Origin of the sequence: Dokdonia sinensis (assembly GCF_003688895.1) — a bacterium.
Classification (GTDB): Bacteria; Bacteroidota; Bacteroidia; order Flavobacteriales; family Flavobacteriaceae; genus Dokdonia; species Dokdonia sinensis.
Window position 1 is genome coordinate 59,061 of sequence record NZ_REFV01000016.1, and the last position, 25,742, is coordinate 84,802.

Sequence of the window (25,742 nt, forward strand, 5' to 3'; positions counted from 1 at the left end):
TTAGTTGTTAGTTAGTGTTTTAGCTTCTAACTAAAATTAGTTTTTTGACATTGCAGATAGCATACCTCCATACACACCATTCAAGGAAGAAAGGTTTGTTGCAAGACTTGCCATTTGATCTTTAAGTGCTCCTGCATTCTGAGCAACTTGCTCATTAATCTCTGCTTGACGACTTGTAGACTCCACCTGAACTTTGTACAGACTATTAAGTGATTCCATTTGAGCAGCAGCAAGTGCCATCTCTTCAGAATATTTTTTTGTAGAGCTCATGGCATCTGCAGTAGGTGCAATTCCTTTTGCAGCCCCTTCAAAGTTACGGATGCTGTTTCCTAAGCTAGCCATTAAATCTCCATCGATTTTGGCTTCTTTCAACATATTATCTAATTTTTTAGAAAGTTGCCCTTCTGCATCTTGAGGTGCAGCTTTCTTTCCTGATGCTTGTCCTCCAGCTAATTCTGGGTATACAAGAGACCAATCTAGGTCAGTATCAACAGGCTCAAAAGCAGAAATTGCAAATACTATTGCCTCTGTAACAAGACCGATGATAAGCATTAAATTTCCATAAGGCCAATGCATAATTTTAAATAATGCTCCGATGATTACGATTGCAGCCCCGAGACCGTATACCATATTCATTAATTTCTTTCCAGTTTTTGACTGTGCCATAATAAGTAGTTTTAGTTTAGTTAAGTAATTTAGTTAGTTAAGTTTAATTATAATTTGGGATAATTGTAATTCGGGTATTACTTTGGAGCCTTTTTAAGATTGACTTTTTCGTCAAGCCCCATAAAATCCTGTACAGTTCTGAAACCGATGTAGCTACGTGCAGAATCTTGATATTCATAATCACGTGAACTCACCTGTAGGAAGTAAGCAACATCTTTCCAAGAACCACCACGTATTACTTTACGTCTATTCTGGACGTCATTTACGTTAGGATTAATCGTAGACATATATTCATAAGAGTTAGGATCGTAAGAAGATGCAACCCACTCAGACACATTACCTGCCATATTAAAGAGATTATAATCATTAGGCTCAAAAGACTCAGCCTCTACTGTGTATAGTGCTTGATCTGCCCCATAATCACCTCTTAAAGGCTTAAAGTTTGCAAGGAAACAACCTCTGTCATTTTTTGCATAAGGACCTCCCCAAGGAAAATCTGCACCTTCAAGACCACCACGTGCTGCAAACTCCCACTCTGCTTCACCAGGAAGACGGAAACGGTTTACAAACTGACGGTTTCTTTCTTTTTGATAAGCGTTTTTATAGAGCGTTCTCCACTCACAAAAAGCTTTTGCTTGCATCCAAGAAACTCCTACTACTGGATAATCTCCATAAGCATCGTGCCAGAAGTAATCGTTATGCATAGGCTCATTGTAAGAATATGCAAAATCTTTAATCCATACTGTAGTATCTGGATAAATCTTTACTTTTTCTGTTTTAATGAAATCTTTACGTTTACCATTTTTCTTACGAGCGGCCTCTTCAATATCAAGATATGTATAGCGGAACTCTAATTTATCTACATCAATGGTACGCTGACCGTTGTATGCTTCTTCCAAAGGAATGTACATTGTATCCATAACTTCAGAGTAGTACTCATCAGGATATTCTGAAGTGTCCCAAATAATATCAATGTCTTTATTGAGCTTACGTCCTTCATAGCCTGTCTCCCCTAATCCGTAATAATTATCGTACATATATTGCTCGTACGGGGTCATATTATCTGGATCTGCATCTGCAAAAGCAAATTCACCTATCCCGTCATTCCCCGGAGTCTCCCCTAGTTCATCAGCAAGAATAGCGAGGCGCGTACGCACAACAGAATCGCGGACCCACTCTACAAATTGTCTGTATTCAGAATTTGTTACTTCAGTCTCGTCCATATAGAACGAACGCACCGTTACAGTTTTGGTAGGAGCGTCCTGCACAGCAGCAAGATCGTCATCGCTCTTACCCATAATAAAAGCACCACCAGAGACAAGCGTCATTCCAAATGGTTTTTCAGGGTGCCAGCTTTTACCTTTGGCACCGACGAGTTCTCCTCGGTCGCCTTTGCCACAGCTGTATAACAAAGCCACTATCGCAATAAATGCAACAAACTTTTTCATAGGGTATAGGTTAAGTATTCTAGATTTAAGGCGGTAAACCTATTTATTTAATTCCAAATAAACAATTAATTTACAATAAACCTCAAATCTATTTTTAAGTTACTAACGGTTAAATTTCATTCTTTTTACGCGCCTTAAACCAGCGCTCTGGAATACTTTGGTTACAAGCATCCAGATATTCTTGGTAGGTGCAAGGTAATAACGTGCGCCTTTTTAATTTATTATTCAATCCCGAAATAAATGGAATTTCTATCCACCAGCGTTCGGTTTTATCACTTTTATAAAACGTAAGTACCTCATTATCAATAGGCACTTGATATGTTAAAAAATTACCTTTTTCAATATCCATATTTTCGCTTGCGCGAAAATTGACTCCTTCGATAAAATACCAGAGGATTTGAGCCACTAACATCGCTGCCGTTTCTTCTTGGGTATCATTCTTATATTCAAAGATACCAAAACAGCTTACCTTATCACTTATACCAGCATATCGAGCGATAGCACAAATCTCTTTCCCATCAAACCCGTTGGGCATTTTACTATATTTATAACTTAGTTCGCTACTTTTTATTGCGCCCATATCGATGGCAACAATATCCGCATCGCGCATTACGGGCTCTACACTACTCAAACTAGCAGTGACGTTTCCTAATCTGTAAGCATCAAAATATAGACGATCCATCAGATCTATTTCTTCCTGAGGATTAAAATATGTTTGATATCCTAGGTTGCTGTAATTGAATAAATTATAAGGTTGGTCTACAATAATTTTTCCTACATAAGAGATATTATCGATAGGTTGAGTGGAATCTCCCATATCAAAACGACTGTCCACATTGACCAAATTCACCATCTGATCCAGATTGTCATAGGCTCGATACAAAGGATAGACAAGGTCTTGACTGCCACCCAAGAAAACAGGAATGATTTGCTGCTTTATGAGTACTTCAGACAATGTCCGAACGGCAAAATAAGTATCTTCCACCGTCTCTCCTTTATCAATATCGCCCAGATCTGCAATAATGGTGTTCCAATTGCCTGGAAAAAGCTCGTAAAAAGCGCGTCGTATTTCGGTAAAGGTTAATTTCTCGCCTAAGTGGTTGCGGTCGTTACGATTTTCGCGTAAGCAAACTAATGCTATTTGTACACCATCTAGATCAGGGAAACCATTGTGGTCGCTATGAACACGTATGGAATTACCGATGCATTGTGGGTGCAATAATTGAATGTGCGCGACAGCAACATCTGCCACAGGCTTTAACACCTCATAAGCCATAAATTACTTCTTTTTTGCAGTAGTTTTTTTCTTTGGAGCAGTCTTTTTCTTAGGCGCCGCTTTCTTTTTTACAGCCTTCTTCTTAGGTGCTTTTTTTGCAATAATATCTTGTACTTCTTCTAGCGTAAGTGCTGCCGCATCTACAGTTTTAGGAAGTTCAATTTTTGTTTTCCCTTTTATGATATTTGAACGTCCCCAGCGCGCTTTCTCCACACGAATACCTTCTTCCTCGAAGTTATGAATGACTTTGTCAATCTCCTTTTGTTTCTTAACCTCGATAAGCTCTACGATATCTTCATCGCTCAAGTTATCGAAATCGTACTTCTTGTTCACATTAATGAACATACCATTCCACTTAATAAAAGGTCCGAAACGTCCAGTTCCTTTCTGGACAGGAAGATCTTCGTACATATATATAGGAGCATCCGCCTTTTGCTTTTCCTTGATATATTCGATAGCTTCCTCAAGATCTACATCCATAGGATCGCGACCCTTGGGCAAGGAAACAAATGTTTCGCCAAATTTCACATAAGGTCCATAGCGGCCATTATTTACAGCAACATCCATATCTTCATACTTACCTAAGTCCTTAGGCAGTTTAAACAGGTCCATTGCTTGCTCATAGGTAATGTTGCTCAGATTTTGATCTGGGCCTAAACTTGCAAACTGTGGCTTCTCATCATCCTCTACACTTCCTATTTGAACCATAGGGCCAAATTTCCCTAATCGCACACTCACAGGCTTCCCAGTTGCGGGATCCGTACCTAGGACACGTTCTCCCACCTCACGATCTGCGTGTTCCTCCACGTGTTTTACTTGCGGGTGGAAATCTTTATAGAAGTCCTTCATCATCTCCGTCCACTCCTGCTTACCCTCTGCTATATCATCAAAATCTTGTTCAACCTTTGCTGTAAAGTTATAATCAAGGATATTCTTAAAGTGCTGTACCAAGAAATCATTTACCACCATTCCTACATCTGTAGGAACAAGTTTTCCTTTATCTGAACCTACCGTTTCTGTAAGTTGCTTTTCTGAAACTTTGTCATTTTCTAAAGTAAGCTGAGCATATTTACGCTCAGTACCATCTACAGAACCTTTCTCTACATATTTTCGATTCTGAATTGTGGTAATCGTAGGCGCGTAAGTAGATGGTCTACCGATGCCTAGCTCTTCCAGTTTCTTAACTAGAGAAGCCTCTGTATATCGATACGGAGGTCTTGTAAATCGTTCGGTTGCGGTAATGTAATTATTAAGGAGTGTTTCCCCCTTGCGTAGAGCAGGAAGTAATCCTGTTTCCTCTTCATCTTCATCATCGTGACCTTCTAGATACACCTTTAAAAAGCCTTCAAATTTCAGTACCTCCCCATTTGCCGTAAGATTATCTGTTCCTGCAGATGATGCAATTTGCACATTTGTTCGTTCTAACTGCGCCTCACTCATTTGAGAAGCAATGGCACGTTTCCAGATAAGCTCATATAATCTTGCCTGATCTCGATCTATATTCACACGATGCTTTGCAAAATCTGTAGGGCGAATCGCCTCGTGAGCCTCTTGTGCTCCTTTAGATTTGCCTTTGTAATTGCGCTCCTTACTATAAGAGTCGCCGTAAGCAGAGATAATTTCTGCCTTTGCAGCTTCTTTTGCATCCTTAGATAGATTCACACTATCGGTTCTCATATAGGTTATGAGTCCGGCTTCGTATAAACGTTGCGCCATCGTCATCGTTTTACTTACAGAGAAGTAGAGTTTTCTACTCGCCTCCTGTTGTAAAGTGGACGTTGTAAATGGTGGCGCTGGGGATTTTTTGGCTGGTTTTTTAGTAAGTGCATCTACTTTAAAGGTAGCGCTTAGATTTTTCTTTAAAAACTCTTGAGCTTGCTCTTTGGTTTGAATGTTCTTAGGTAGCTTGGCGCGAAAGGATTGCCCTTCCTCATTTGTAAATTCTGCATCTACTCTATAAGAAGCCTCTGGTGTAAAATCTAGAATTTCTCTTTCTCGCTCTACGATCAAACGCACAGAAACCGACTGCACACGTCCTGCTGAAAGTCCACCTTTCACCTTTCTCCATAATACCGGCGAAAGCTCATATCCCACTAAACGATCCAGCACACGTCTTGCCTGTTGTGCATTTACAAGGTCATAATCTATATCTCGTGGATTTTCAATCGCTTTTAATATCGCATTCTTCGTAATCTCGTGAAAAACGATACGCTTTGTATTTGCAGGCTTCAGTCCTAATTCCTGCTCAAGGTGCCACGCAATGGCTTCTCCCTCGCGATCTTCATCACTTGCCAGCCAAACCATTTCGGCTTTTTTTGCTAGTGATTTCAGGTTTCTCACAACCTTCTTTTTGTCGTCAGAAACTGTATATTTTGGTTTAAAATCGCCGTCTACATCTACACCCAGCTCCTTAGAAGGAAGGTCTGCAATGTGGCCAAAACTACTCTCCACCTTAAAATCCTTTCCTAGGAATTTTTCGATGGTTTTTGCCTTAGCGGGTGACTCTACGATGACGAGATTCTTAGCCATATATTCTTTTTTTTGGATTACAAAAGTATGTGAATTTTTTAATTAAAAACGGAAGACGCGTGTTATTCGGCTAAAATAGGGGGTTTATGGAGGTCATTTAAAGATGCAGAAGTGCTATCCTTTGCGGTTTAGGATGCATCTATGCATACTATAAATAATTTTCTGGGTGGCTCATATAAATTAAAGATGCTAGTTACGCTTTCGCGAAAGCGTACACCTAATAATTCCCAGTTTCTATAAGCGATGGATCGCCTATACTTGCAATCGCTTCTTCATCTTCGTAAAAACCGATTACTCCTTTATATATAAGGTAGGCAGGTACGAGTGCCAAAGATGCCGTCGCCAAAATGCCAATCCCACAAACAAAAATCCCCAAGCTCGCAATGAGGGCGAGCAACGCAAAAGGCAAAAAAGTCGTTCCCCACTTCTTGGTTCCCAGCGTAAACGCTAGCCCATACAACTGTTTTACGGACAACTCTGGATTAAAGGCAAAGAGCAACACCACAAACTGAACGGGAATAATGACATAAAATAAAGGAACAACAAATAAGATACTCCCTATCCCAATCATCAAGAGATTAATAACGCCAATGAGTGTAAGCTTTAGGAAATATTGTTTCTTAAAGAACATCCCAAAGTTCACCCCTTTCTTACTCCGAATCCCTCGGTCCTTTAAACGCATTATATTATAAAATGCAGAAAGTAAGCCCACTTGAAAAATGGCCACAATCACATAAATGAAAAAATATAAGATTAACCAAAGGATTCCTATTACCGTGTATGTATCGTCAGACGGATCATATACTTGATCTTCCATTATAAAAACAGAACCCATCATTGGAATATACGTCAATATCACAAGACCATACAATACAAGAATCGTCAATACTTGAAGTAACAATCCATTGCCAAAGATGCTTCCATAAAGATTAAAAGACTCACTTAGGGTCTCTCCTATGGAAATATTGTTGTTTTGGCGAATCTTTTCTTTGAGTTCGTGGTAATTCATCAAGAGGATTAAATGGAAAGCGAAAATAAAGATTTACCTGAAATCAGAATACGATTATTCCGCCCTAAAACCGTCTCGAAAATTTAAATACCGTATACTGCGATCGACCTTCGCGTTCCGTTTGATTGGTTTGGAAGCGATATCCAAATTCGTAGGTGTTGCGAGCACCTCGATAAATTAGCCCCGCCTTAAATTGAAATAATAGTGGTGTCTCATCCAGCACAAATGGCGAATCGTCACCAAAAGGATGTCCAGCAATAAGCGCATTGAGCAATACATAGCGCACACCTAATCCACCATATCCATAAAACTCTTGGCCGTCACTCAACCTCCCAAAAGCAGACGAATTGTGTGCTCTAGATCGGTTTCCGAAAAACGCCGTTGCTTCTTGTTGTGCATAAATATCTCGAGTCCCAAGAGCGAGGGTAGATTCCAATGCAAAATGTTTGAACAAATTAGAGTTGAGCACATCATAATCCCTAACATAATTTGCCCCTAAATTTATATGAGCACTATTCCCTATCTCACCTGCCCAGGTGGGAATAAATTCATTAATAAGTTCGTGATAAGCGACTTGAAATTTTCCAGCTAGAGATTGTTCTCCCGCTAATCCTAGTTCGGTCGACACTCTAAAAATAGAATTTTTATTTCCCTGCGATATCTGAAACTTTCCAAATAAGTATCCAGCATACGGTCGTTCTAGTCTATCAAAATCTGTTTCAAAAAGTTCTCGCGGAGTATACGTTTCTTGACCGAGTGTAAATGACAATTGGATAGGCGCAACTTCCGTTTTTTTCAACAGAAAATCACTTTCAATTAATCGATCATAGCTTATAAAGGTTCCTGCGGTGTAGTAACGGTCTATGGCAAAGAGAAAATCGTTATCGTGTTCTACTGAAATTTGATGACGCGATTCTTGCCCATAAGAAAATGAACTTCCTAATATGAATAAAAGCAAAAACTTAAAACTGTCGCGCATAAGAAAGACTGAGATAGGAATGACCATCGGCAAGTGCTGTGCGTTTTGTCGTATGAATAAAGCTTACCTTATAATCATTGCGCTCAAAACGGTGTTTAAAGTCAAAGGCTCCATATAAAAATCCGCTTTCTGGGGTTACTGTAAATGGTGCATCCCCGTTGCGCGATCCTTCCAGCAGGGCGTCATAAAATACTTGCCGATAACCAGCCCGAAGCCCGAAGAAAATTTCTTTTGTTGTGGTTCCTATCTGGTCAAAGGCAATACTGTTCTGCAATGCATTTCGGCGACCGAAGTGGATTGCCACTTCTGGTTGCACATACATATCTCTCGTCCCTAAAACTCCTGTAGGAGACAACACAGCGGTCACACTAAACGGGTTTTCGGACAATCGCCACTCCTTTATATATTGTATCATCAGATTGGTGTGGAATGCATTTGGTATTTGAGCGACCCACTCGGGTGCTTCGGCGCTAGTGACGATTGCGCGGTGGTACCATTGCTGAAAACCCTGAGCTCCAGAAGCCCCTCCTGTTATTCCCACATCTACTTGTACCAAGAATAAATCACTTATTGAAGCACTCGTCCACCTAGCGTATCCCGAAAGATATCCTGCGTACGGTCGGTCAAAATCTGCCGTGTCCCGACTTTTTATTTTTGTGGGCGTGTAGGTCTCCTGCCCTATCCCGAAGCGTAGCTGTTCCTTTCGGTTGGAGGATTTTTGGAACAATCCGCTCTCAAATCTTTTGGTGTACCCTATGAATGATCCTGCCGAGTAATAGCGGTCTGTAAAGGTGAGGAAATCGTTCTCGTGCAGTATTTCCCATTGTTGGGATGGGGAGGATTGCGCTTTCGCGCCCGCCTGTCCGGCTGGCAGGAAAGCGGAAAACATCATAAACACTACTATTACATAAACTTTGTACCGCAAATTCCTGTTTCAAAAAGTACCGAAAATAGCATTTTTAAATCTGAAAATGAACCTTCTGCCACTTTGTCATAAATTTTAATTTTAGGTATCTTTGCACGGTCGTTGACCACTAGTGAACGCACGTTACAACAATGGAAAAAATAATAGACGAAAGAAAGCAAGGAGAAGCCCTGGCCTTAGAGCGTAAAGCCTCTAATACCAAAAAGCTTTTTATAGAAAGTTACGGTTGCCAGATGAATTTTTCTGACAGCGAAGTGGTGGCCTCTATTCTTGCAAATGAAGGATATAACACCACTCAAAATCTGGAAGAGGCAGACCTTGTACTCGTAAACACCTGCTCCATACGCGAGAAGGCTGAGCTTACTGTGCGCAAGCGACTTGAGAAATATCAGGCCGTAAAACGCAAGCAAAATCCCACAATGAAAGTGGGCGTGCTAGGTTGTATGGCAGAACGGTTAAAGAGTAAATTTCTAGAAGAAGAAAAAATCGTAGACCTCGTCGTAGGTCCAGACGCATACAAAGATATTCCGAACCTTCTGAGCGAAGTCGAAGAAGGTCGCAATGCCGTAAACGTGATTCTTTCTAAGGAAGAAACCTACGGAGATATTGCTCCTGTACGGTTACAATCTAATGGTGTAACTGCTTTTATTTCGATTACTCGTGGTTGTGATAATATGTGCACCTTTTGCGTAGTTCCTTTTACTAGAGGGCGCGAGCGCAGTCGTGACCCGCAATCTATCCTTGAGGAAGCACAGGATCTTGCGAGTAAAGGATTTAAAGAAATTACACTTCTCGGTCAGAATGTAGATTCCTATTTATGGTACGGTGGCGGACTCAAAAAAGATTTTGCAAAGGCTAGCGAGATGGAGAAAGCAACATCAGTAAATTTTGCACAGCTTATGGATATGGTTGCAACGGCGCAACCTAAAATGCGCATACGCTTTTCAACTTCAAATCCACAGGATATGACGCTGGATGTAATCGAGACGATGGCAAAGCATAAGAATATTTGCAATTACATACACTTGCCTGTACAAAGTGGGAGCGACCGCATCCTCAAACTGATGAACCGCCAGCACACGGCACAAGAGTATCGCACGCTTATAGATAACATTAAAAACCTGATCCCAGACATCGGGATTAGTCAAGATATGATTACTGGTTTCCCAACTGAAACGGAGGAAGACCACAAAGACACACTCGCTTTAATGGAATATGTACGCTACGATTACGGATTTATGTTCTATTATTCTGAACGTCCAGGAACGATGGCAGAGCGTAAGATGGAAGATGATATTCCGCTGGAGGTAAAGAAGCGTAGGCTTCAGGATGTCATCGATTTACAACGAGATATGTCTCGTGAAAATCTAAAGAGATACGAAGGTCAAACCATCGAGGTACTCGTCGAAAGAGAATCTAAGAAAAATGAAAACGAATGGAGCGGTCGCAACGACCAAAACATCGTTGCCGTTTTTCCAAAAGGCGATTATAAAATGGGCGACTTTGTAAATGTGAAAATTAATGAATGTACCACGGGGACTCTAATTGGAGAAGCTGTGGGGTATGCTGAGTATTGGCAATAGCTCTATGTTAGAGATTAGAGGAATTTAAAAAAAATAGTTTTGCTTTCGCGAAAGCGGAAAAATATTCAGTAACCGCCATTATTATAAACAATAATCCGTTTATGATTTGTGATTTGTGATTTGTGATTTGTGATTTGTGATTTGTGATTTAAAAATATTGGGATTTTTCATTTTATGGAAGGAGTACAAACTGTAAAACAACGTTTTGGTATCATCGGGGATGATGCTAAGCTCAATCGTGCGATTGAAAAGGCAATACAAGTAGCGCCTACAGATATTAGCGTGCTCGTGACAGGAGAATCTGGTGTGGGTAAAGAGAGTATTCCTCGTATTATTCACTCGCTCTCGCATCGCAAGCATAAAAAATATATTGCTGTAAACTGTGGTGCTATCCCAGAGGGAACGATAGACTCTGAACTATTTGGCCACGAGAAGGGTGCTTTTACAGGAGCCACGCAAACCAGAAGTGGTTACTTTGAAGAGGCAGATGGAGGTACTATTTTTCTGGACGAAGTGGGCGAATTACCACTTCCCACTCAGGTACGACTACTACGTGTGCTCGAAAATGGAGAATTTTTAAAAGTAGGTTCTTCAAATACGCAAAAAACAGATGTGCGTATTGTGGCCGCAACAAACGTAAGATTGTTTGAAGCGATACAAGATGGGAAATTTCGAGAGGATTTGTATTACCGACTGAGTACGGTAGATATAGGACTGCCACCTTTAAGAGATCGAAAAGGAGATATTCATTTACTCTTTCGCAAATTTGCTTCGGACTTTGCAATGAAATATAAAATGCCCACGGTAAGACTGGACGACGAGGCGATTCAGTTACTTTTAAATTATCGCTGGAGCGGAAACATAAGACAACTAAGAAACGTCGCCGAACAAATTTCTGTGCTCGAACAAAACAGAGCCATAACTGGACCTAAGCTCAGGAATTATCTTCCAGATACGGGTTCGCGACTTCCCGCTATTATCGACAAAGAGAAAAAAAGCGACTTCTCAAACGAGCGAGAGATATTGTACAAAGTGCTGTTTGATATGAAGTCGGACCTAAACGACCTTAAAAAACTCACGCTAGAATTAATGAAGAGCGGTAATACCGCAGATGTGCGTGAAGAAAACGAGTCGCTCATCAAGAAAATATATGATGATGACAATGAGGACACATACGAAAGTGTGGAAGATGTGATGGATGTATTACAAATTCCAGAAAAATCAACTCCTACCCCACCTACTGCAGTAGAGATAAAGGACGACCCCTACCACTTTGCCGAAGAAATAGAAGAGGAAGAAACCCTCTCCCTACACGATAAAGAACTTGAGCTTATCAAGAAATCTCTGGAGCGTCACAAAGGAAAGCGCAAAGCAGCAGCCGAAGAATTGGGTATAAGCGAGCGCACGCTTTATAGAAAAATCAAGCAATTTGATTTATAGAAAATAGTATATTTCCTAGCATAAATTAAAATGGCAGTCGTTACATCAATATGAAAAACATAAAAATTCTTCTACCTATCATTACCTGTTTCCTTGCTTTTCAGAGCTGTGGTATCTATTCATTTAATGGTATTTCTATTGATCCCGACATAAAGACGTTTCAAGTAAACTTCTTTCAGAATGAAGCTGCCATTGTAGAGCCTGGGCTAGATCGCGATTTTACCTTTGCATTACAGGACTTGATACAAGATCAAACAAATCTCTCCCTCGTTTCTAATGGTGGAGAATTACTATATGAAGGCGAAATTGTAGAGTACTACATTGCGCCACAGGCCTCAACTTCTGACAATACTGCAGCGCAAAACAGACTTACCATTGCGGTAAATGTGCGTTATTTTAACAATAAGAGAGCAGATGGAGAGGACGATTTTACAAAACGTTTTTCCTTCTTTTCAGATGTACCAGCAACTACCCAACTCGTAGGAAGTGCTCTCGATACAGCTGTAGAAGAAATATTTGAACGCATTACACAAGACATCGTTAACGCCTCTCTGGCAAAATGGTAATGAACACGCCTACCTTCACATATCTATTAGAACATCCTGAGCACGTTACAGCGAGCCAGACCGTCGAGTTACGCGAACTGTTGCACGACTTCCCTTATTTTCAAAGCGCGCACGCATTGTACTTAAAGGGCTTAAAAAATCAAGAAAGTTTTGCTTACAATAATGCGCTTAAGGTGACTGCAGCACACACCGCAGACCGTTCTGTACTTTTTGACTACATCACATCACAGGAATTCAACCAGAACAACATAAGCGAGCAGATAAAGTTACAAGAGCAACGTCTGCGTGGTATTGAGATAAAGGAACTGCAGGATGTCACTGCCCAACTCGATATCGAAGAGATGGATAAGGCAAATAAGATTTTGGACCCGTCACTTTTTATTGAAAAAGTCAATTCTGAAATGACCAGTCCCTCGCCTGAGGAAATGTTAGAAGTAGGTAAGCCTTTGTCTTTTGACAAGCAAGAAACTCACTCTTTTAGCGAGTGGTTACAGTTTACCTCTTTTAAACCTATTGAAAGAACTACAACCCATTCAGCTGACGCAAATGAGACGGATACTCCACAAGAGGAAGAAGTTTCAGATTCAAGTTCGAGTTCAAGTTCAAGTTCAAATATGAGTACGCTTTCGCGAAAGCGTAAACGCGACATTATCGATACATTTATTGAAACCAATCCAAAAATTAAAGTTTCTAATGATATAAAAGTGGACAAAAAACCTTTCTTAAAAGAGAACTTTATGTCCCAAGAGTCCTTGATGACAGAGACTTTAGCACGAGTTTACGTTGAACAGAAGAATTATAAAAAAGCAAAACAGGCATATCGCATTTTAAGTTTGAAATATCCCGAAAAAAGTGGTTTCTTTGCAGACCAAATTCGCGCAGTCGAACAATTAGAAGAAAAATAGCATACAGATTATGAGTACTACATTTTATATATTTTTAGCATTAATTGCCATCGTGGCATTTTTACTTGTTGTGGTTATTATGGTACAAAATCCTAAAGGTGGAGGATTGTCTTCTTCTTTTGGCGGTGGTGGGACACAACAATTAGGTGGTGTTCAGAAAACGACAGACTTTTTAGATAAAGCAACTTGGGGACTTGCGACCTTACTTTTAGTATTGATCTTACTTAGTAATATCACAATTTTTGGCAATGCAGCAGTTTCTACAGAATCTAGAGCTGCAGACTCAGACGCACTTCCTGTACAGCAAACAGAATTACCTACAACTCCAGTTCAAGAAGACGGAGGTCTGTAAATTATAATTTTATTTAAACGACAAAGGCGTGAACATCTGTTCACGCCTTTGTCGTTTAGTACATCTTTTCAAATTTGAGAGGTACGCTCTTAGGAAACAAAATATTTACATCCCAAACCATAAATGTGAGATGACAATGAATCCTATTTATTAAGGTTTAAAATACCCGTGTTTTATAGCGTAGATGACTAATCCTGTCCTATTCTTAAGGTTGAGTTTTGCAAAAACGGTATCTCTATATCCTTGTACGGTTTTTGGGCTTAAGAACATCTTCTCTGCAATCTCGTTATACGTCATTTCGGTACAGGCGTGCTCTATAAATTCTATTTCTCGCTCCTTTAATGTTAGAGTCGGGTCAGAGTCGAGACTGTTCATCAGTAGTTTTGCTACTGTATTCGTATGGTAAAACCCTTGGTCTACCACCTCTTTTAGTGCATTTTCCAGTACAGATTTTTCGGTGTCTTTGAGTAGGTATCCCTTTGCCCCCGCGCGTATCATTTTAAGTATGGTGCGCTCCTCTATTTCGACAGAAAGTGCAAGCACCTTGATATCTGGGTAATGATCTTTGAGATACGCTGTGGTCTCAATTCCATCCATAATAGGCATATTTACGTCCATAAGAACGATATCCGGGACTTTGTCCGGAAACTTAAGTTGATCTATAAAGTCCTGCCCGTGCTTGCTTGTATACAATACCTCAAAATCCTCAAATGAGTTTACCAGACCACTTATGGCTTGTGAGAGTAAGGTATGGTCATCTACTACTACGATTGTATTCATATCTTATTGGGTGTATATATGAGTTTCAGCTGTGTACCTTGGTTTACAGCAGAATTATAGTTTATGGTCGCTCCTATGAGTTTTGCCCTTGATTCCATATTTGTGAGACCTATACCGTTTTTTGCTTTCGCGAAAGCGTAATCAAAACCTACTCCATTATCTGCTGCAACGATGGTAAGGGTTCGTGCATCATAACGTACATCTACCAGAAGCTCTGTTGCTTTAGAATGTTTTATCGTGTTTGTAAAAAACTCTTGCAATACACGGAAGATAATTACCTCAATCTTCTTGTCTATCTCCAGTGGTGTTCCAGAGGTTGTAAGTTTAGACTCAAGATACGCCATTCTATTGAAACGTTCAAGTTCCAACTGAAGTGCTTCCTTAAGAGACATCTCATTAAGTGCTTCAGGGTTAATGAGTTTTGACAATGTTCTTATCTCCTTAAGTCCTTTTCCTATCGTAGCCGCAGCCATATCTAAATCCTGCTGGCTACCACCAGAATTCTGTGTCTGGATTTTGGCAAGGGTTAACAATTGACCTATATTATCGTGTAACTCCCAACTTATATTACGCAGGGTAGCCTCTCTTATTTCTATCTGAGTCTCTGCAATCTCCTGCTCGAAACGCTTTTGCGCCTCCAGTTGTTCTTGCACAAGAGTGTTTTTACGTTTCATAAATACAGAAAACAGGATGGCCACCACAATAAGCAGCAATAATAGAATGGCCACAGCCACCAGAACGATGACTAACGTTGCTTTCTCGTCCATACAAAACCAAAAATAAGAATGAGATTCATAACTATAAGTATCGCCCCTTGTATATCGCTTAATGTTTGAGCCGCACTAGACGAGAAATCACCCCAGATAGCAAATACTAATGGGGATAGCGGTATAAAGGAAACAGCAAAGATTGCATAGGCTACAAATACAAAGGCCTCAAGACGCTCACGCAATATAAAATTGATATCACTTTTTAGTAAGTCGATAGCGTAATACATAAGATTAATTACCATAACAGCGGTTGCCACATTAAAGGTATGAGTCATAAAACGAGTGGCAAAAGGTGACGTAAAACTGCGGAATATGATAACAGCCAGCATAAGTATAGATAGCAAAGCAACAATCTTTTTTCGTTTACTATTTTTAATATGGTCGTACGTCATTTTATAAAAAAGCCCATAAAAAAGAATCGCATAACAATTATAAATCCAATGATTATTTGTGTACCCTGCATCTATCCATAGTCTTGCGGCTGTTTCGGCAATAATTGCTATCCATAAAATGAGAAGCACCAAGCGTATGGGTTGCATGCGGTATTTATAGAAGAAAATAAGGGCAAAGATTGCAGCGAGCCATTCTGATATGTATTCTACAGAGCCCATTACACCGAGAGTGCCTTGGTTTTTTTTGTCCAAATAAGACCAAATATAAATAAGACGTTCATCATAATAATAGCTACGCCTTGTACATTGTGAAGTACAGTATAAATTAAATCTCCACCGCTTTCTAAACTTACAATATACTCGAATGTAATAAATATAGGTAGATAAATTACTTGAAAGAGCAGGTGTCCAGAAAATGCGATAAGCGGGAGATTTTGTTTAAGAGATATGACACTGTCTCTTTTTAATATATCAACAAGATAAATAGCCAGAGATAGTATTAGTGTGGTAATATGGACACCACGATGAATTGTTAAAAAACCTGTTACGAAATCGTCATAAAAACAATTAATTAAAAGCGTTACAATGTTGATGATCAAAAGGATGACTATAAGCCGCTTCCTAGATTTTCCAAGAATGTGGTCATAAATGATTTTAAATAAAATCAAGGTGTAAAGGAAAGAGTAGGTGTTAAAAACAACGTGGTTGTTATATGTAATATTATTACTATACCATATACCAATGAGCTCAGCAGTAGGAGCCATTATTAAAAGGATCACCCAAGGCCAAAGTGGTGTCTGACCGTACTTTTTGAAAAAAATGACTCCACAAATCGCAGCAAGAATTTCAATAGAAAGAATAATATTATAGTACATACACTACGTTTTGATCCTAGGATGCTTGTCAAAACGATAATATAAGGCTATCCCACAAAAGATTGTTGCTACTATAAACAATAGTAGCAATATGGTCGCACATACGAGCCAAATGATCAGAACCTCTTCGTTAGGCATACTTTACATTAAACCGTAAAGTTATTATCCTTTTACATTTCTGGTAAGGGGCAAATGACCCCTTTTTTTAATAATATATCTGAGCCATAATCTATTAAGCTTATGAACTAACTACTTCTTAGGATATGAATAGATAAAGCCAAAACAAAGCACAGAATACATCAAGACGATCACACCTGCCATTACCCACATTATATTTGAGAATAGAGGTTCTCGTCCGTAAAATAATAGTTTAGCAGTCTGTATGATAGGAAAACTAGTGAAGATTATAAGAAATGTAGCGGCAATCCATACAATGACATCTCTACCTATTTGATGTATATATTCTCTACTAAAAAGATCTGCAGCATATAGAGCAATAGAGATAATGCCAAAGATATTTGCCACAAATTGAATTTCAGTATGCATTGCAGCAAATCCTTGTATTAATAGACTTATTATGAAACCTGAAGTCAGTAGTATCATAAGGAATGTGATAATTTTCCTCGTGCGAGTGGAATGTGTTTCCTCTCTAAACATCCACATAAATAATAGTCTGCTCGCTATTCCAAAGAGATTCCAACGTACAAATTGCCAAAAGTCAGGAATATCAAACAGATGATTTGCATTTTCCATGGCCAGCATTATCCAGAGGTAAGCGAGCAAGAATTTAAAAGATGTGTTTTTATATTTATAGAAATACCACGTGCCTAATAGAACTGCCAGACCTTCTGCAATAAAAACAATTTGATATAATGTCATATCCCTAATTTGTTATTGCGGATTCCATTTTTTTACCCCAAAAGAAGCCAAAGGTAATAGTCTTATAGGATAATACCACAACAGTTACGTGTAATTTATCTAACGAATTATAAAATGCCAAACTCCCAGCGTTTAAAAAGCGCCTAGAAAAATACAGAATAGGGTACGAGATATGAAAGATTAAAAATCCCGCAGAAATCCAAAGAAAAATGTTGTGACTTGGATTTAATATTTCGTCTATCTTCAATAATTCAATTAAATAATAAAGCAAAGCAACAACTATTAAGCAAGCAGAAAAGGTAAAAGCACCGGTAGTAAATTCCTTAAGAGGATTAATCAGTAACATATTGATTATAAATGATATTAGACAGGCAATGATTAAGTACCTCAGAATTTTTTTTCTTACTCGTGTTCTGAGTTGTGACTTGATAATTAAGAGAATAGAAACAGAAACGATAATATCGTATAGATTGTAAAAGGGATAGAAAAAAGACCTTGAAACAATGAAATTACAAAATATTTCATTTGCAGGAATATACCACAATAGCGGCAAGAGCCACTTAAGCGTTGTGTTTTTGTATTTATAGAAGTAAAACGTTGCTGCAAGAGCTGCAATTATCTCGACACTTATCACAATGTATGTAAGATAATTCATAGCAACGATTAACATTATAGTTTTTATAATTACTTGTAATCTGGGGCGCTAGGTCAATATCTTCAGGCCTTAACTTAGCTTCAGGCAAAAAAATTAATAGAACCACATTATAGAAATACCAAGTGTTTAAATCGAAGCAATTCCACTAGAAAAAGTAAGTTTTCTATGAGGTGTAAGGTTTTATTCTTCCTTATCAGAATAAATAAACCCGAAGGAAAAAATGGAGTACATTAAAATGATTGTTCCATAAAGTAAATATTTCAAACTAATAATTAAATCGTAATTATCGGAATAAAGATAAATAGCAATAAAAATTATGGGTCCAGCAATAAAATATGTGGTAAAGCCCAACATAATATAAGTAAAAAGATTTTTTATAGGATTAGATAGATCATCATTAATAAATAAACTTATACCATAAATACAGGTGCCTATAATCACAGAAAGGGCTCCTATGAATTCGGAAAACTGCCAAGATACACCTATACCTTTTACTACCCATTCAATAGCTACCCCCATTGTAAATACTATCGCTATGAAATGTAATATAGCTTTATGTTTGGATAATCGAACTCTATTAGAAATTAAGAAAAGGACAAATAATACCGTTATGAGTAAATAAAGGTTTACTAATTCGTATTGCAGTAGTCCTCTTTTTATTACGAGAAAATATGATAGTGTTTCATTTAGAACAACATACCAGAGATAAGGTAACATCCACTTTATAACTGTCTTGTTATATTTTTTAAAAAAAATAGTAGCCAAAATTGCAGAAAGCAACTCGGCTACTTGAAATAAAATTTCTAGTATGGTCACAATTTCTATAATTAGTGATAATCGTCAGGATCTCCTGGATGTGGAGGCGGTGGCAGGTGCCCTCTGTTTCCTGCTAAACTCTGAATACCGCCTTGCAATAACAAGTTTGCACCTTTTTGAGTTTGTTGCGTTTTACTGCTGTCAATTATGCTACCTACAGTTACAGCGGAGATATTCCCACTTACATCTGTTTTTATAGCATAGGAAATCCCTCCTTCAATCCCATCGAAGTTTGCAGTTGGATTAAAAAATAAGGTTTCAACTCCTGGGTCAATCCCCTTTGAACCTTTGCTTTTTATTTGTCCAAAATAAAAGCGTAATCCTTCAGGTTTGATTTTTGCTTTGTCGGACTGTTGCTTTACAAACTTCATATATTGATACATTTCATCAAAGTCTACAGTAACAAAGCGGGTAGGAGTGTATTCCTCTTCTAAATCAGGATTCTGCTCGTTTACAACTTCTTCTAGAAAGTCGGCGCGATTATTTCCGTAATTGAGATAGAGATTGTCTGCCTCATGTACAGGGATGATAAATTTAGGAGGATCCACCATTTCCATTCCCTGACCATCATCTGAATGATCATCATCGTGACCATTATCATTAGGTTTCTCGCCACAAGAGACAAGAAAAAGTCCCGCTAGAAACAGCGGTAGTAAAAGTTTTAATTTTTTCATTCTAAATTGATTTTTGGTTAGCAATCCTTAAAGATAGCATTTAGCCTGAAATAACAATCATCACGCCTAAAAAAGGGGCAAATGACCCCCAACGGCGAAACCGAAACCGAAATCGAACTTGACCTTGAACTTGAAATAGAAAATCGCAACTGAACCCTGAGCGGAGTAGAAGGGTGTATCAGGACTACCACAATAGAAACAAAAAAGCCTCAGAAAAAAGCTCCTGAGGCAAAATATTTTTTCGCGAAAGCGTAAAAATTATTATCGTTTACCGTCTACCTAAAACTCGGCATTTCCAGGAAAACGAGGGTAAGGAATTACATCTCTAATATTAGTCATTCCCGTAACAAAAAGTACGAGTCGCTCAAAACCAAGTCCAAAGCCACTGTGCGTACACGTTCCGAACTTACGAGTATCGAGATACCAGCTCAGTTCCTCGTGAGAGATGTCTAGTGCACTCATTTTCTCTTTAAGAATATCGAGACGTTCCTCTCTTTGAGAACCTCCTACCATCTCGCCTATTCCAGGGAAAAGCACATCCATAGCACGTACTGTTTTTCCATCTTCGTTTAGACGCATATAAAATGCCTTGATATTTGCAGGATAATCAAATAGGATTACAGGGCACTCAAAATGCTTTTCGACAAGGAAACGCTCGTGTTCGCTTTGTAAATCTGCACCCCATTCGTTTATAGGGTACTTAAATTTTTTCTTCTTATTAGGTTTACTATTGCGCAAAATATCAATAGCCTCTGTGTAACTCACACGTTTAAAATCATTATCTACGATAAACTTAAGTTTATCGCGCAGTCTCATCGTGGCTCGCTCTGCCTGTGGCTTGCTTTTATCTTCTTGCACTTGTCTATCCTCTAGAAAAGCAAGGTCATCATCACAATGCTCTAGCACATAGTTTATGACATACTTAATAAAATCTTCGGCGAGATCCATGTTGTCATCCAGATCGTTAAAAGCAACCTCTGGCTCTACCATCCAGAACTCGGCTAGGTGTCTTGAGGTATTGCTATTTTCTGCTCTAAAGGTTGGACCAAAGGTATATACCTTCCCTAATCCTAATGCAAAAGTCTCTGCTTCTAGTTGTCCAGAAACAGTAAGATTTGTCTCTTTGCCAAAGAAATCTTTACTGTAATCTATCGCTCCATCTTCGGTTTTTGGAGGGTTGTTCAGGTCAAGAGCCGTTACCTGAAACATTTCTCCAGCGCCCTCTGCATCACTTCCTGTGATTATAGGTGTATGAGCTTGATAAAAACCGTTATTATTAAAATACTGGTGTATCCCAAAAGAGAGCTTATGACGCAGTCGCATAATTGCTCCAAAGGTGTTGGTACGCACTCTTAAGTGTGCCTGCTCCCGTAGTTTTTCTAACGTATGGCGCTTAGGTGATAGAATGGTGAGTTTTACGTCTTCTGGATCTGCATCACCTTCTATGATTATGTTTTTTGCCTTTATCTCCACACGCTGTCCTCCCCCTTGACTTTCCTCAAGAATTCCTGTTATGGACACAGCGGCACCCACAGTAATACGCTTTAGAAGCTCCGAATCTGTATTTTCAAAATCAACAACACATTGAATGTTATTGATGGTAGATCCATCATTAAGCGCCAGAAACTGGTTTGCTCTAAAAGAGCGCACCCATCCTTTTACTGTAAATTCCTGATGTAATTCATTACTGGCAAGTACATCTGCCACGTAGGTATGTTTCATAATTGCGTTTTTTGCACTACCCGATATATCGGAACGCAAAGATAATTTTTGTTTTCTAACTGAAAAGAGATTTTGGGGTTTTGAACTAAAGCAATTACTGGGATGAATATATGTTGTCTTTTTTTTTGCTTTTGCGATGCATCCTGAGCTTGTCTCGAGTAAATCAAACGCGAAAAACTCAAACCAATTATCAAATAAAACGCCTTACGTTATCGCAACCTAAGGCTTTTAAAATACAACCAACCGCTGAAGTAGGGCTTATAAAATCTCTGCGACCTGTTCATTTACCCATTGTAAGAACTGCTCATCTGCTGGAGTAAATGGGTCTATAATATGAGAGTCTATATCTATTTGCCCTATATTAACACCGTCCTTAAATAAGGGAATCACAATCTCGCTCTTTACCGTTATGCTACACGCAATATAATTGTCTTGCGCCTTTACGTCTGGCACTACAAAATTCTCGTTAGAAACAGCTACCTGCCCACATATCCCTTTACCAAATGGTATGACCGTATGATCTGTTGCCTCTCCAGCAAAAGCCTTAAGATGCAAAGTACGCGCCTTGTGGTTTGCAAAGTAAAAACCTACCCAATCATAATAGGTCACATTTTCCTGCAAAAGTGTGCATACTTGTGTTAACCGCTCATAAGGAGTCACATCGGTTTGAGCTAGAATTGTAGTCACCTGGGGTTTTAAAGTGTCTAAAGCCATTTTTCTTGTATTTTAGGGGTTTCATAAGGTAAATAAACAGCCCTTGTTTCAATTATTGCGCAAATATAAGTCGGTACTCCTTTTTATCCTTACGTTTCTAGGGAGTTATTTGGCACTCGTATCTCTATATAATCTATATTTAGTGTATGGCGGTAGCCAGACCTATTATCCAGATTTTATAACACATAGCGTAGCGCAACAGAGCGAGTTGCTCATACAAGGCTTTGGGTACGACGGTCGTGTAGAACCTAGCGCGATAGAACCTGCGATGAACCTTAGCGTGGAGGGCGCTCCTCTAGCCCGTATTATCGAGGGATGTAATGCTGTGAGTATCATCTTACTTTTTATATCCTTTATGCTGGCGTTTTGGGGAGGCGCAAAGCGCACGCTTCTTTTTATTTTTGGCGGCTCCGTACTTATATATGTTATAAATGTCTTTCGTATCGCGATACTCGCTATTGGTATTTATGAATATCCTGAATATGCAGAAATATTGCACGGCACCGTCTTTCCGGCGATTATTTATGGAGCCGTATTCTTGCTATGGCTTGCGTGGGTAAAATCATACACAAAACCTGCTACAGATGCATAAGTGGCTTCGATACGGAATGATCTTCCTCTGTTTAGTGGGATTTGTTTTTGTTCGCTTTCGCGAAAGCGCCCTCTTCTACGATCCGCTTATCATATTTTTTAAGACAGATTACCAAGCCCAACCGCTACCAGAAATGGAAACCTTAAAATACCTCCTCAACATTGCATTGAGATTTATGATACATATGATGTTATCTCTCGCCATACTGTGGCTAGTTTTTCAAGAGGTAGGTATCGTGAGGTTCTCATTGATTTTATATGTGGCAATTTTTACCGTTCTCCTAACTGTGCTCACCATAATGATAAACAATGCTGGAGCCGAAAGTTATCGCTCCCTGTTCTACGTGCGCAGGTTTTTAATACAGCCTATACTCATATTTATACTCATACCCGCTTTTTACTATTACCGTAAGGCAAATCGTCCATAGGGTTGTATTTTTGTAGTCAAATTTAAATAGGATGAAAAAGTATATCATTGCCTTTACTGTACTTGCTACAGTAGCTTGTAAAAATAATAGAGAGCCAGAAATAAAACAGGCGCCAAGTCAAGTACAAAAAGTAGATACCGCTCCCCAAGACCTAAATAAAACCGATAGCAAGGAGCAAGTCTCTTTTGAAAATGAAGCATTTACAAAAGTGTATACAGCATATCTTGACCTTAAGGCTGCACTTGTAAATACGGACGTCTCTACCTCAAAAAATGCCTTAGATGCCTTTTTAAAAACAGTTGAAAACAATGATTCATTCTCAAATATAATGACGGCTACTATGCCTGTAATACAAGAGAGTGAAGTTGCTGAGATACGTAAAGGATTTGAAAATATTACCGCAGCCGTTGAGGCACAGATCGCTCAGGAAACAATTACTTCTGGAACCATTTTTAAGCAGTACTGCCCGATGGCTTTTGACGGAAAAGGAGCTTACTGGCTTTCTGACTCTAAGGAGGTACGTAATCCTTACTTTGGCGATAAGATGCTTAAGTGTGGTGTTGTAGATAAAGAAATCAATTAATTATGGCTACAAAAAGAAAAATAACCTTCGTACAAATCCTTACTGTAGTAATGATCGTGCTGGCTGTAATTTGGGAAAAGAATGTCCAAGAATGGTTTACACTCAATCCCGGTAAGGCAGATATACATCGAGTAGATTTGTTTGTAATTGTGCCCCTTATTGTCACCTTGCTTGCGGTTTCCATATTTCAGCTTACGCGCAAGGGAGACGAGCAGCGCTAATATTTAACACTAGAAAATCCGTTAAATTATAGCCAATAAAAGTATCAACTTGAATTCTCCTGGCGTACATTTATTCTATAATTAAAACATCGGTTTTATGAAACAGACTAAGTCTAATGCAAAGCCAGCTCCAGCGCGCTCACAAGCAAAAGTTGCAGCAAAAAAGGCTCCGCAGGCTCCTTCTAGAAAGAAGTAACTACTGCCTCACGACACCTCACAGGTTTGTCGTACAAATTCGGAAAAACGAAAAACCGTCCTTAAAAAAGACGGTTTTCTTGTTTTATGTGTTTGTGTACTGGAGGCTTTTATTTTGGGGGTGTGAATATTTAATGAGTTATATAAGGTGTTGTACGCAGGCTTTTTGCTGCTTTATATCAAATTCGATATTTGAATTAACATTGAAATTCCGTAAATGACTGATATAATAATTATCGCTTTTTTTATTGTCTTTCCGTGCTTGTTCGTCCAATTAAAATAATCAGATTTTTTGGATTCAGAAACTTTCCAATTTCCATTTGCGTATTTAAAACCAAAGTACATTAAAATAGTAAAAACTGAAATACCAATTAGCGATGTCAATAATGATGGCTCCATTTAATTTTATTTAGTTACTAATTCCGATTTGTTCTTAGATTAATTAAATATAAAACTCTGCCGAAATACATTAAAAATGGTATTCCGCTTCCAAGTGTTATTGCAAAAAGAAAGCTGTCATACTCCCAAGTTCCATAACAAACAAAAAGAAATGAAATCAGCATTAAAGTCAGACCGATATAAATCCAGTTCTTTTTGTTCAAAATATTTTTTGAAAACAATAGTGAAATTGAAATAAGTTTTCCAATTAAAGAAACCAAAGCGATTAAAATCAGACTACTTTCAAACGGATATTCTTTCTGAAAGTCAAATCCACTCTTAATTAGAGTCGGAATACTTATAAATTCGAACATTACCATTATTCCGTAACCGTGTCCAGCAGGAACTCCAATCAGGATTATTGAGTTCAGAATTAAGGTTATTATTATAGCTCTTTTTATCAATTATAGTTCGGTTTTCAGCTTGCGTGCAACGGCAGCCTGCCTATAAACTCAAACTCAATCCCTGAGAATCGCGCATTTAAAATTTTTGAAGACACCTACCCGAGTACTAAAGTTATAAAAATAGGTTTTTAGACAGTATGAAGGTCTCGTATAACCTTCATTTACAGGTTAATAAGCGTTAATTTTTGATTAAGAACTGACGTTAGCAATTCGGAGTGGATTCGGACGTAGTCGAATCCGCCGTAATTGCAGTTATACATTTGTTGCCCGCAGTATTTATTTTCGTTCATAAATCAATACGTATTTTTCTCTGTCAGCAATTGTCATTGAATCAGTTCCGAATATTAAAATTCTTTTCTTAACTGCTTTTTGATAATAAAATCCGTCTTTCCTTTTAGTTACAATTTTAGCTTTCTTTAAAGAAGGCAAATAAGGACTGTCAGGTTCAATTCGTAATTCCAAATTTATTTCGTTCGTTTTTTTGTCCAAAAACCAAGTTCCGTATGAAGTATTCAAAGGGTTAAAACTTTTATAAGTTCCGTCGTCATTGAAAATATAGCTGTCTCGATTTACTTTTTCTATTCCCATATCACGACCGAATCTTGTCAGAGGAATTTTTGTCTGTTTTTCTCCGTTCTCATCTTGCAATTCGATAAATGTCCATTCTCCGATTAAATCAGATTCGGCTACTTCTTGGGAAATTCCAACTTCAAAAATCAGCAAGATTAATATTGTGAATATCGGTTTTCTCATATTGTGGGCAACTCGTTATATAATAACTTTTATCGTCGATATCCCGTTGTAGACTTCCCCATAAATAGGACAGTTACTAATTCGAATTTACTAACTTTAAATTCAAACTGTCATTATGAAAAGCAGCAAATTTAGTGAGAGTCAGATTATCAAAGCTCTCAAAGAAAATGAACA

At 38.6% G+C, this 25,742-nt stretch carries 27 protein-coding genes; 9 read left to right on the top strand and 18 right to left on the bottom strand.

All coding sequences use genetic code 11. From position 1 onward, the window contains the following. Nucleotides 1–36: 36 nt before the first annotated feature. From porL to EAX61_RS14105, 7 genes are all read right to left on the bottom strand, one after another. Nucleotides 37–666, bottom strand: a complete 630-nt coding sequence (gene porL, locus EAX61_RS14075) for a type IX secretion system motor protein PorL/GldL (protein WP_121918345.1) — start codon at nt 664–666, stop codon at nt 37–39. Nucleotides 667–743: 77 nt separating this feature from the next. Beyond that, nucleotides 744–2,114: a T9SS ring complex lipoprotein PorK/GldK gene (gene porK / locus EAX61_RS14080; RefSeq protein ID WP_121918346.1), complete on the bottom strand. Its 1,371-nt coding sequence runs from the start codon at nt 2,112–2,114 to the stop codon at nt 744–746. A gap of 109 nt (nt 2,115–2,223) precedes the next feature. Next, on the bottom strand, nt 2,224–3,390 hold the full coding sequence (locus EAX61_RS14085; RefSeq protein ID WP_121918347.1) for a formimidoylglutamase: 1,167 nt from the start codon (nt 3,388–3,390) through the stop codon (nt 2,224–2,226). A gap of 3 nt (nt 3,391–3,393) precedes the next feature. Then, nucleotides 3,394–5,919 (bottom strand): type I DNA topoisomerase, encoded by a 2,526-nt coding sequence (gene topA / locus EAX61_RS14090; protein WP_121918348.1) that lies wholly within the window; start codon nt 5,917–5,919, stop codon nt 3,394–3,396. Nucleotides 5,920–6,136: 217 nt separating this feature from the next. Next, complete coding sequence (locus tag EAX61_RS14095) at nt 6,137–6,928, bottom strand: hypothetical protein (RefSeq protein ID WP_121918349.1); 792 nt, start codon at nt 6,926–6,928, stop codon at nt 6,137–6,139. A 64-nt stretch (nt 6,929–6,992) separates the two neighbouring features. Further along, nucleotides 6,993–7,907: a lipid A deacylase LpxR family protein gene (locus EAX61_RS14100; RefSeq protein ID WP_236642056.1), complete on the bottom strand. Its 915-nt coding sequence runs from the start codon at nt 7,905–7,907 to the stop codon at nt 6,993–6,995. Beyond that, complete coding sequence (locus EAX61_RS14105; RefSeq protein WP_147448381.1) at nt 7,891–8,832, bottom strand: lipid A-modifier LpxR family protein; 942 nt, start codon at nt 8,830–8,832, stop codon at nt 7,891–7,893. Before EAX61_RS14105 ends, EAX61_RS14100 begins: the two co-directional genes overlap by 17 nt. Before the next feature lie 131 nt (nt 8,833–8,963). On the opposite strand from EAX61_RS14105, the gene miaB reads away from it, so the two are divergent. The 5 genes from miaB to secG all read left to right on the top strand — a co-directional run bounded on the left by miaB (nt 8,964) and on the right by secG (nt 13,678). After that, complete coding sequence (gene miaB / locus EAX61_RS14110; protein ID WP_121918352.1) at nt 8,964–10,415, top strand: tRNA (N6-isopentenyl adenosine(37)-C2)-methylthiotransferase MiaB; 1,452 nt, start codon at nt 8,964–8,966, stop codon at nt 10,413–10,415. Between the two features lie 174 nt (nt 10,416–10,589). Continuing rightward, nucleotides 10,590–11,855: a sigma-54 interaction domain-containing protein gene (locus tag EAX61_RS14115; protein ID WP_121918353.1), complete on the top strand. Its 1,266-nt coding sequence runs from the start codon at nt 10,590–10,592 to the stop codon at nt 11,853–11,855. 50 nt (nt 11,856–11,905) lie between these two features. Then, entirely contained in the window at nt 11,906–12,421 is a 516-nt protein-coding gene (locus EAX61_RS14120; protein ID WP_121918354.1) for an LptE family protein, read from the top strand. Continuing rightward, nucleotides 12,421–13,326 (top strand): hypothetical protein, encoded by a 906-nt coding sequence (locus EAX61_RS14125; RefSeq protein WP_121918355.1) that lies wholly within the window; start codon nt 12,421–12,423, stop codon nt 13,324–13,326. The genes EAX61_RS14120 and EAX61_RS14125 overlap by 1 nt, the downstream gene beginning before the upstream one ends. A gap of 10 nt (nt 13,327–13,336) precedes the next feature. Then, nucleotides 13,337–13,678 carry a preprotein translocase subunit SecG gene (gene secG / locus EAX61_RS14130; protein ID WP_121918356.1) on the top strand — a complete coding sequence of 114 codons (342 nt, stop codon included), beginning with the start codon at nt 13,337–13,339 and terminating at the stop codon, nt 13,676–13,678. Nucleotides 13,679–13,828: 150 nt separating this feature from the next. On the opposite strand, the gene EAX61_RS14135 is transcribed toward secG, so the two are convergent. From EAX61_RS14135 to EAX61_RS14180, 9 genes are all read right to left on the bottom strand, one after another. Beyond that, a complete protein-coding gene (locus tag EAX61_RS14135; protein WP_121918357.1) occupies nt 13,829–14,458 on the bottom strand; it encodes a response regulator transcription factor in 630 nt (209 codons plus the stop codon). Continuing rightward, nucleotides 14,455–15,225 carry a sensor histidine kinase gene (locus tag EAX61_RS14140; RefSeq protein WP_121918358.1) on the bottom strand — a complete coding sequence of 257 codons (771 nt, stop codon included), beginning with the start codon at nt 15,223–15,225 and terminating at the stop codon, nt 14,455–14,457. The genes EAX61_RS14135 and EAX61_RS14140 overlap by 4 nt, the downstream gene beginning before the upstream one ends. Then, on the bottom strand, nt 15,204–15,872 hold the full coding sequence (locus tag EAX61_RS14145; RefSeq protein ID WP_147448382.1) for a hypothetical protein: 669 nt from the start codon (nt 15,870–15,872) through the stop codon (nt 15,204–15,206). Before EAX61_RS14145 ends, EAX61_RS14140 begins: the two co-directional genes overlap by 22 nt. After that, nucleotides 15,839–16,495: a hypothetical protein gene (locus tag EAX61_RS14150; protein ID WP_121918360.1), complete on the bottom strand. Its 657-nt coding sequence runs from the start codon at nt 16,493–16,495 to the stop codon at nt 15,839–15,841. The genes EAX61_RS14145 and EAX61_RS14150 overlap by 34 nt, the downstream gene beginning before the upstream one ends. Before the next feature lie 249 nt (nt 16,496–16,744). After that, nucleotides 16,745–17,374, bottom strand: a complete 630-nt coding sequence (locus EAX61_RS14155) for a hypothetical protein (protein WP_121918361.1) — start codon at nt 17,372–17,374, stop codon at nt 16,745–16,747. An 835-nt stretch (nt 17,375–18,209) separates the two neighbouring features. Then, nucleotides 18,210–18,845 carry a hypothetical protein gene (locus EAX61_RS14165; RefSeq protein WP_121918363.1) on the bottom strand — a complete coding sequence of 212 codons (636 nt, stop codon included), beginning with the start codon at nt 18,843–18,845 and terminating at the stop codon, nt 18,210–18,212. 11 nt (nt 18,846–18,856) lie between these two features. After that, nucleotides 18,857–19,519: a hypothetical protein gene (locus EAX61_RS14170; protein WP_121918364.1), complete on the bottom strand. Its 663-nt coding sequence runs from the start codon at nt 19,517–19,519 to the stop codon at nt 18,857–18,859. A gap of 279 nt (nt 19,520–19,798) precedes the next feature. Next, nucleotides 19,799–21,241, bottom strand: a complete 1,443-nt coding sequence (gene asnS, locus EAX61_RS14175) for an asparagine--tRNA ligase (RefSeq protein WP_121918365.1) — start codon at nt 21,239–21,241, stop codon at nt 19,799–19,801. Between the two features lie 258 nt (nt 21,242–21,499). Beyond that, nucleotides 21,500–21,955: a GAF domain-containing protein gene (locus EAX61_RS14180; protein WP_121918366.1), complete on the bottom strand. Its 456-nt coding sequence runs from the start codon at nt 21,953–21,955 to the stop codon at nt 21,500–21,502. A 43-nt stretch (nt 21,956–21,998) separates the two neighbouring features. Here EAX61_RS14180 and xrtF point away from each other — a divergent pair, with 43 nt between their 5' ends. From xrtF to EAX61_RS14200, 4 genes are read left to right on the top strand one after another with little or no spacing between them, the layout of a single operon-like run. Further along, nucleotides 21,999–22,547 carry an exosortase family protein XrtF gene (gene xrtF, locus EAX61_RS14185; RefSeq protein WP_121918367.1) on the top strand — a complete coding sequence of 183 codons (549 nt, stop codon included), beginning with the start codon at nt 21,999–22,001 and terminating at the stop codon, nt 22,545–22,547. Beyond that, nucleotides 22,540–22,974 (top strand): exosortase F system-associated membrane protein, encoded by a 435-nt coding sequence (locus EAX61_RS14190; RefSeq protein ID WP_121918368.1) that lies wholly within the window; start codon nt 22,540–22,542, stop codon nt 22,972–22,974. The genes xrtF and EAX61_RS14190 overlap by 8 nt, the downstream gene beginning before the upstream one ends. A 31-nt stretch (nt 22,975–23,005) precedes the next feature. Then, nucleotides 23,006–23,557, top strand: coding sequence for a DUF3347 domain-containing protein (locus EAX61_RS14195; RefSeq protein ID WP_121918369.1), 552 nt, complete (start codon nt 23,006–23,008; stop codon nt 23,555–23,557). A gap of 2 nt (nt 23,558–23,559) precedes the next feature. Next, on the top strand, nt 23,560–23,778 hold the full coding sequence (locus tag EAX61_RS14200; RefSeq protein ID WP_121918370.1) for a hypothetical protein: 219 nt from the start codon (nt 23,560–23,562) through the stop codon (nt 23,776–23,778). Nucleotides 23,779–24,389: 611 nt separating this feature from the next. On the opposite strand, the gene EAX61_RS14210 is transcribed toward EAX61_RS14200, so the two are convergent. Beyond that, complete coding sequence (locus EAX61_RS14210; protein WP_121918372.1) at nt 24,390–24,815, bottom strand: hypothetical protein; 426 nt, start codon at nt 24,813–24,815, stop codon at nt 24,390–24,392. Between the two features lie 276 nt (nt 24,816–25,091). Next, entirely contained in the window at nt 25,092–25,568 is a 477-nt protein-coding gene (locus EAX61_RS14215; RefSeq protein ID WP_147448383.1) for a hypothetical protein, read from the bottom strand. Nucleotides 25,569–25,742: the final 174 nt, after the last annotated feature.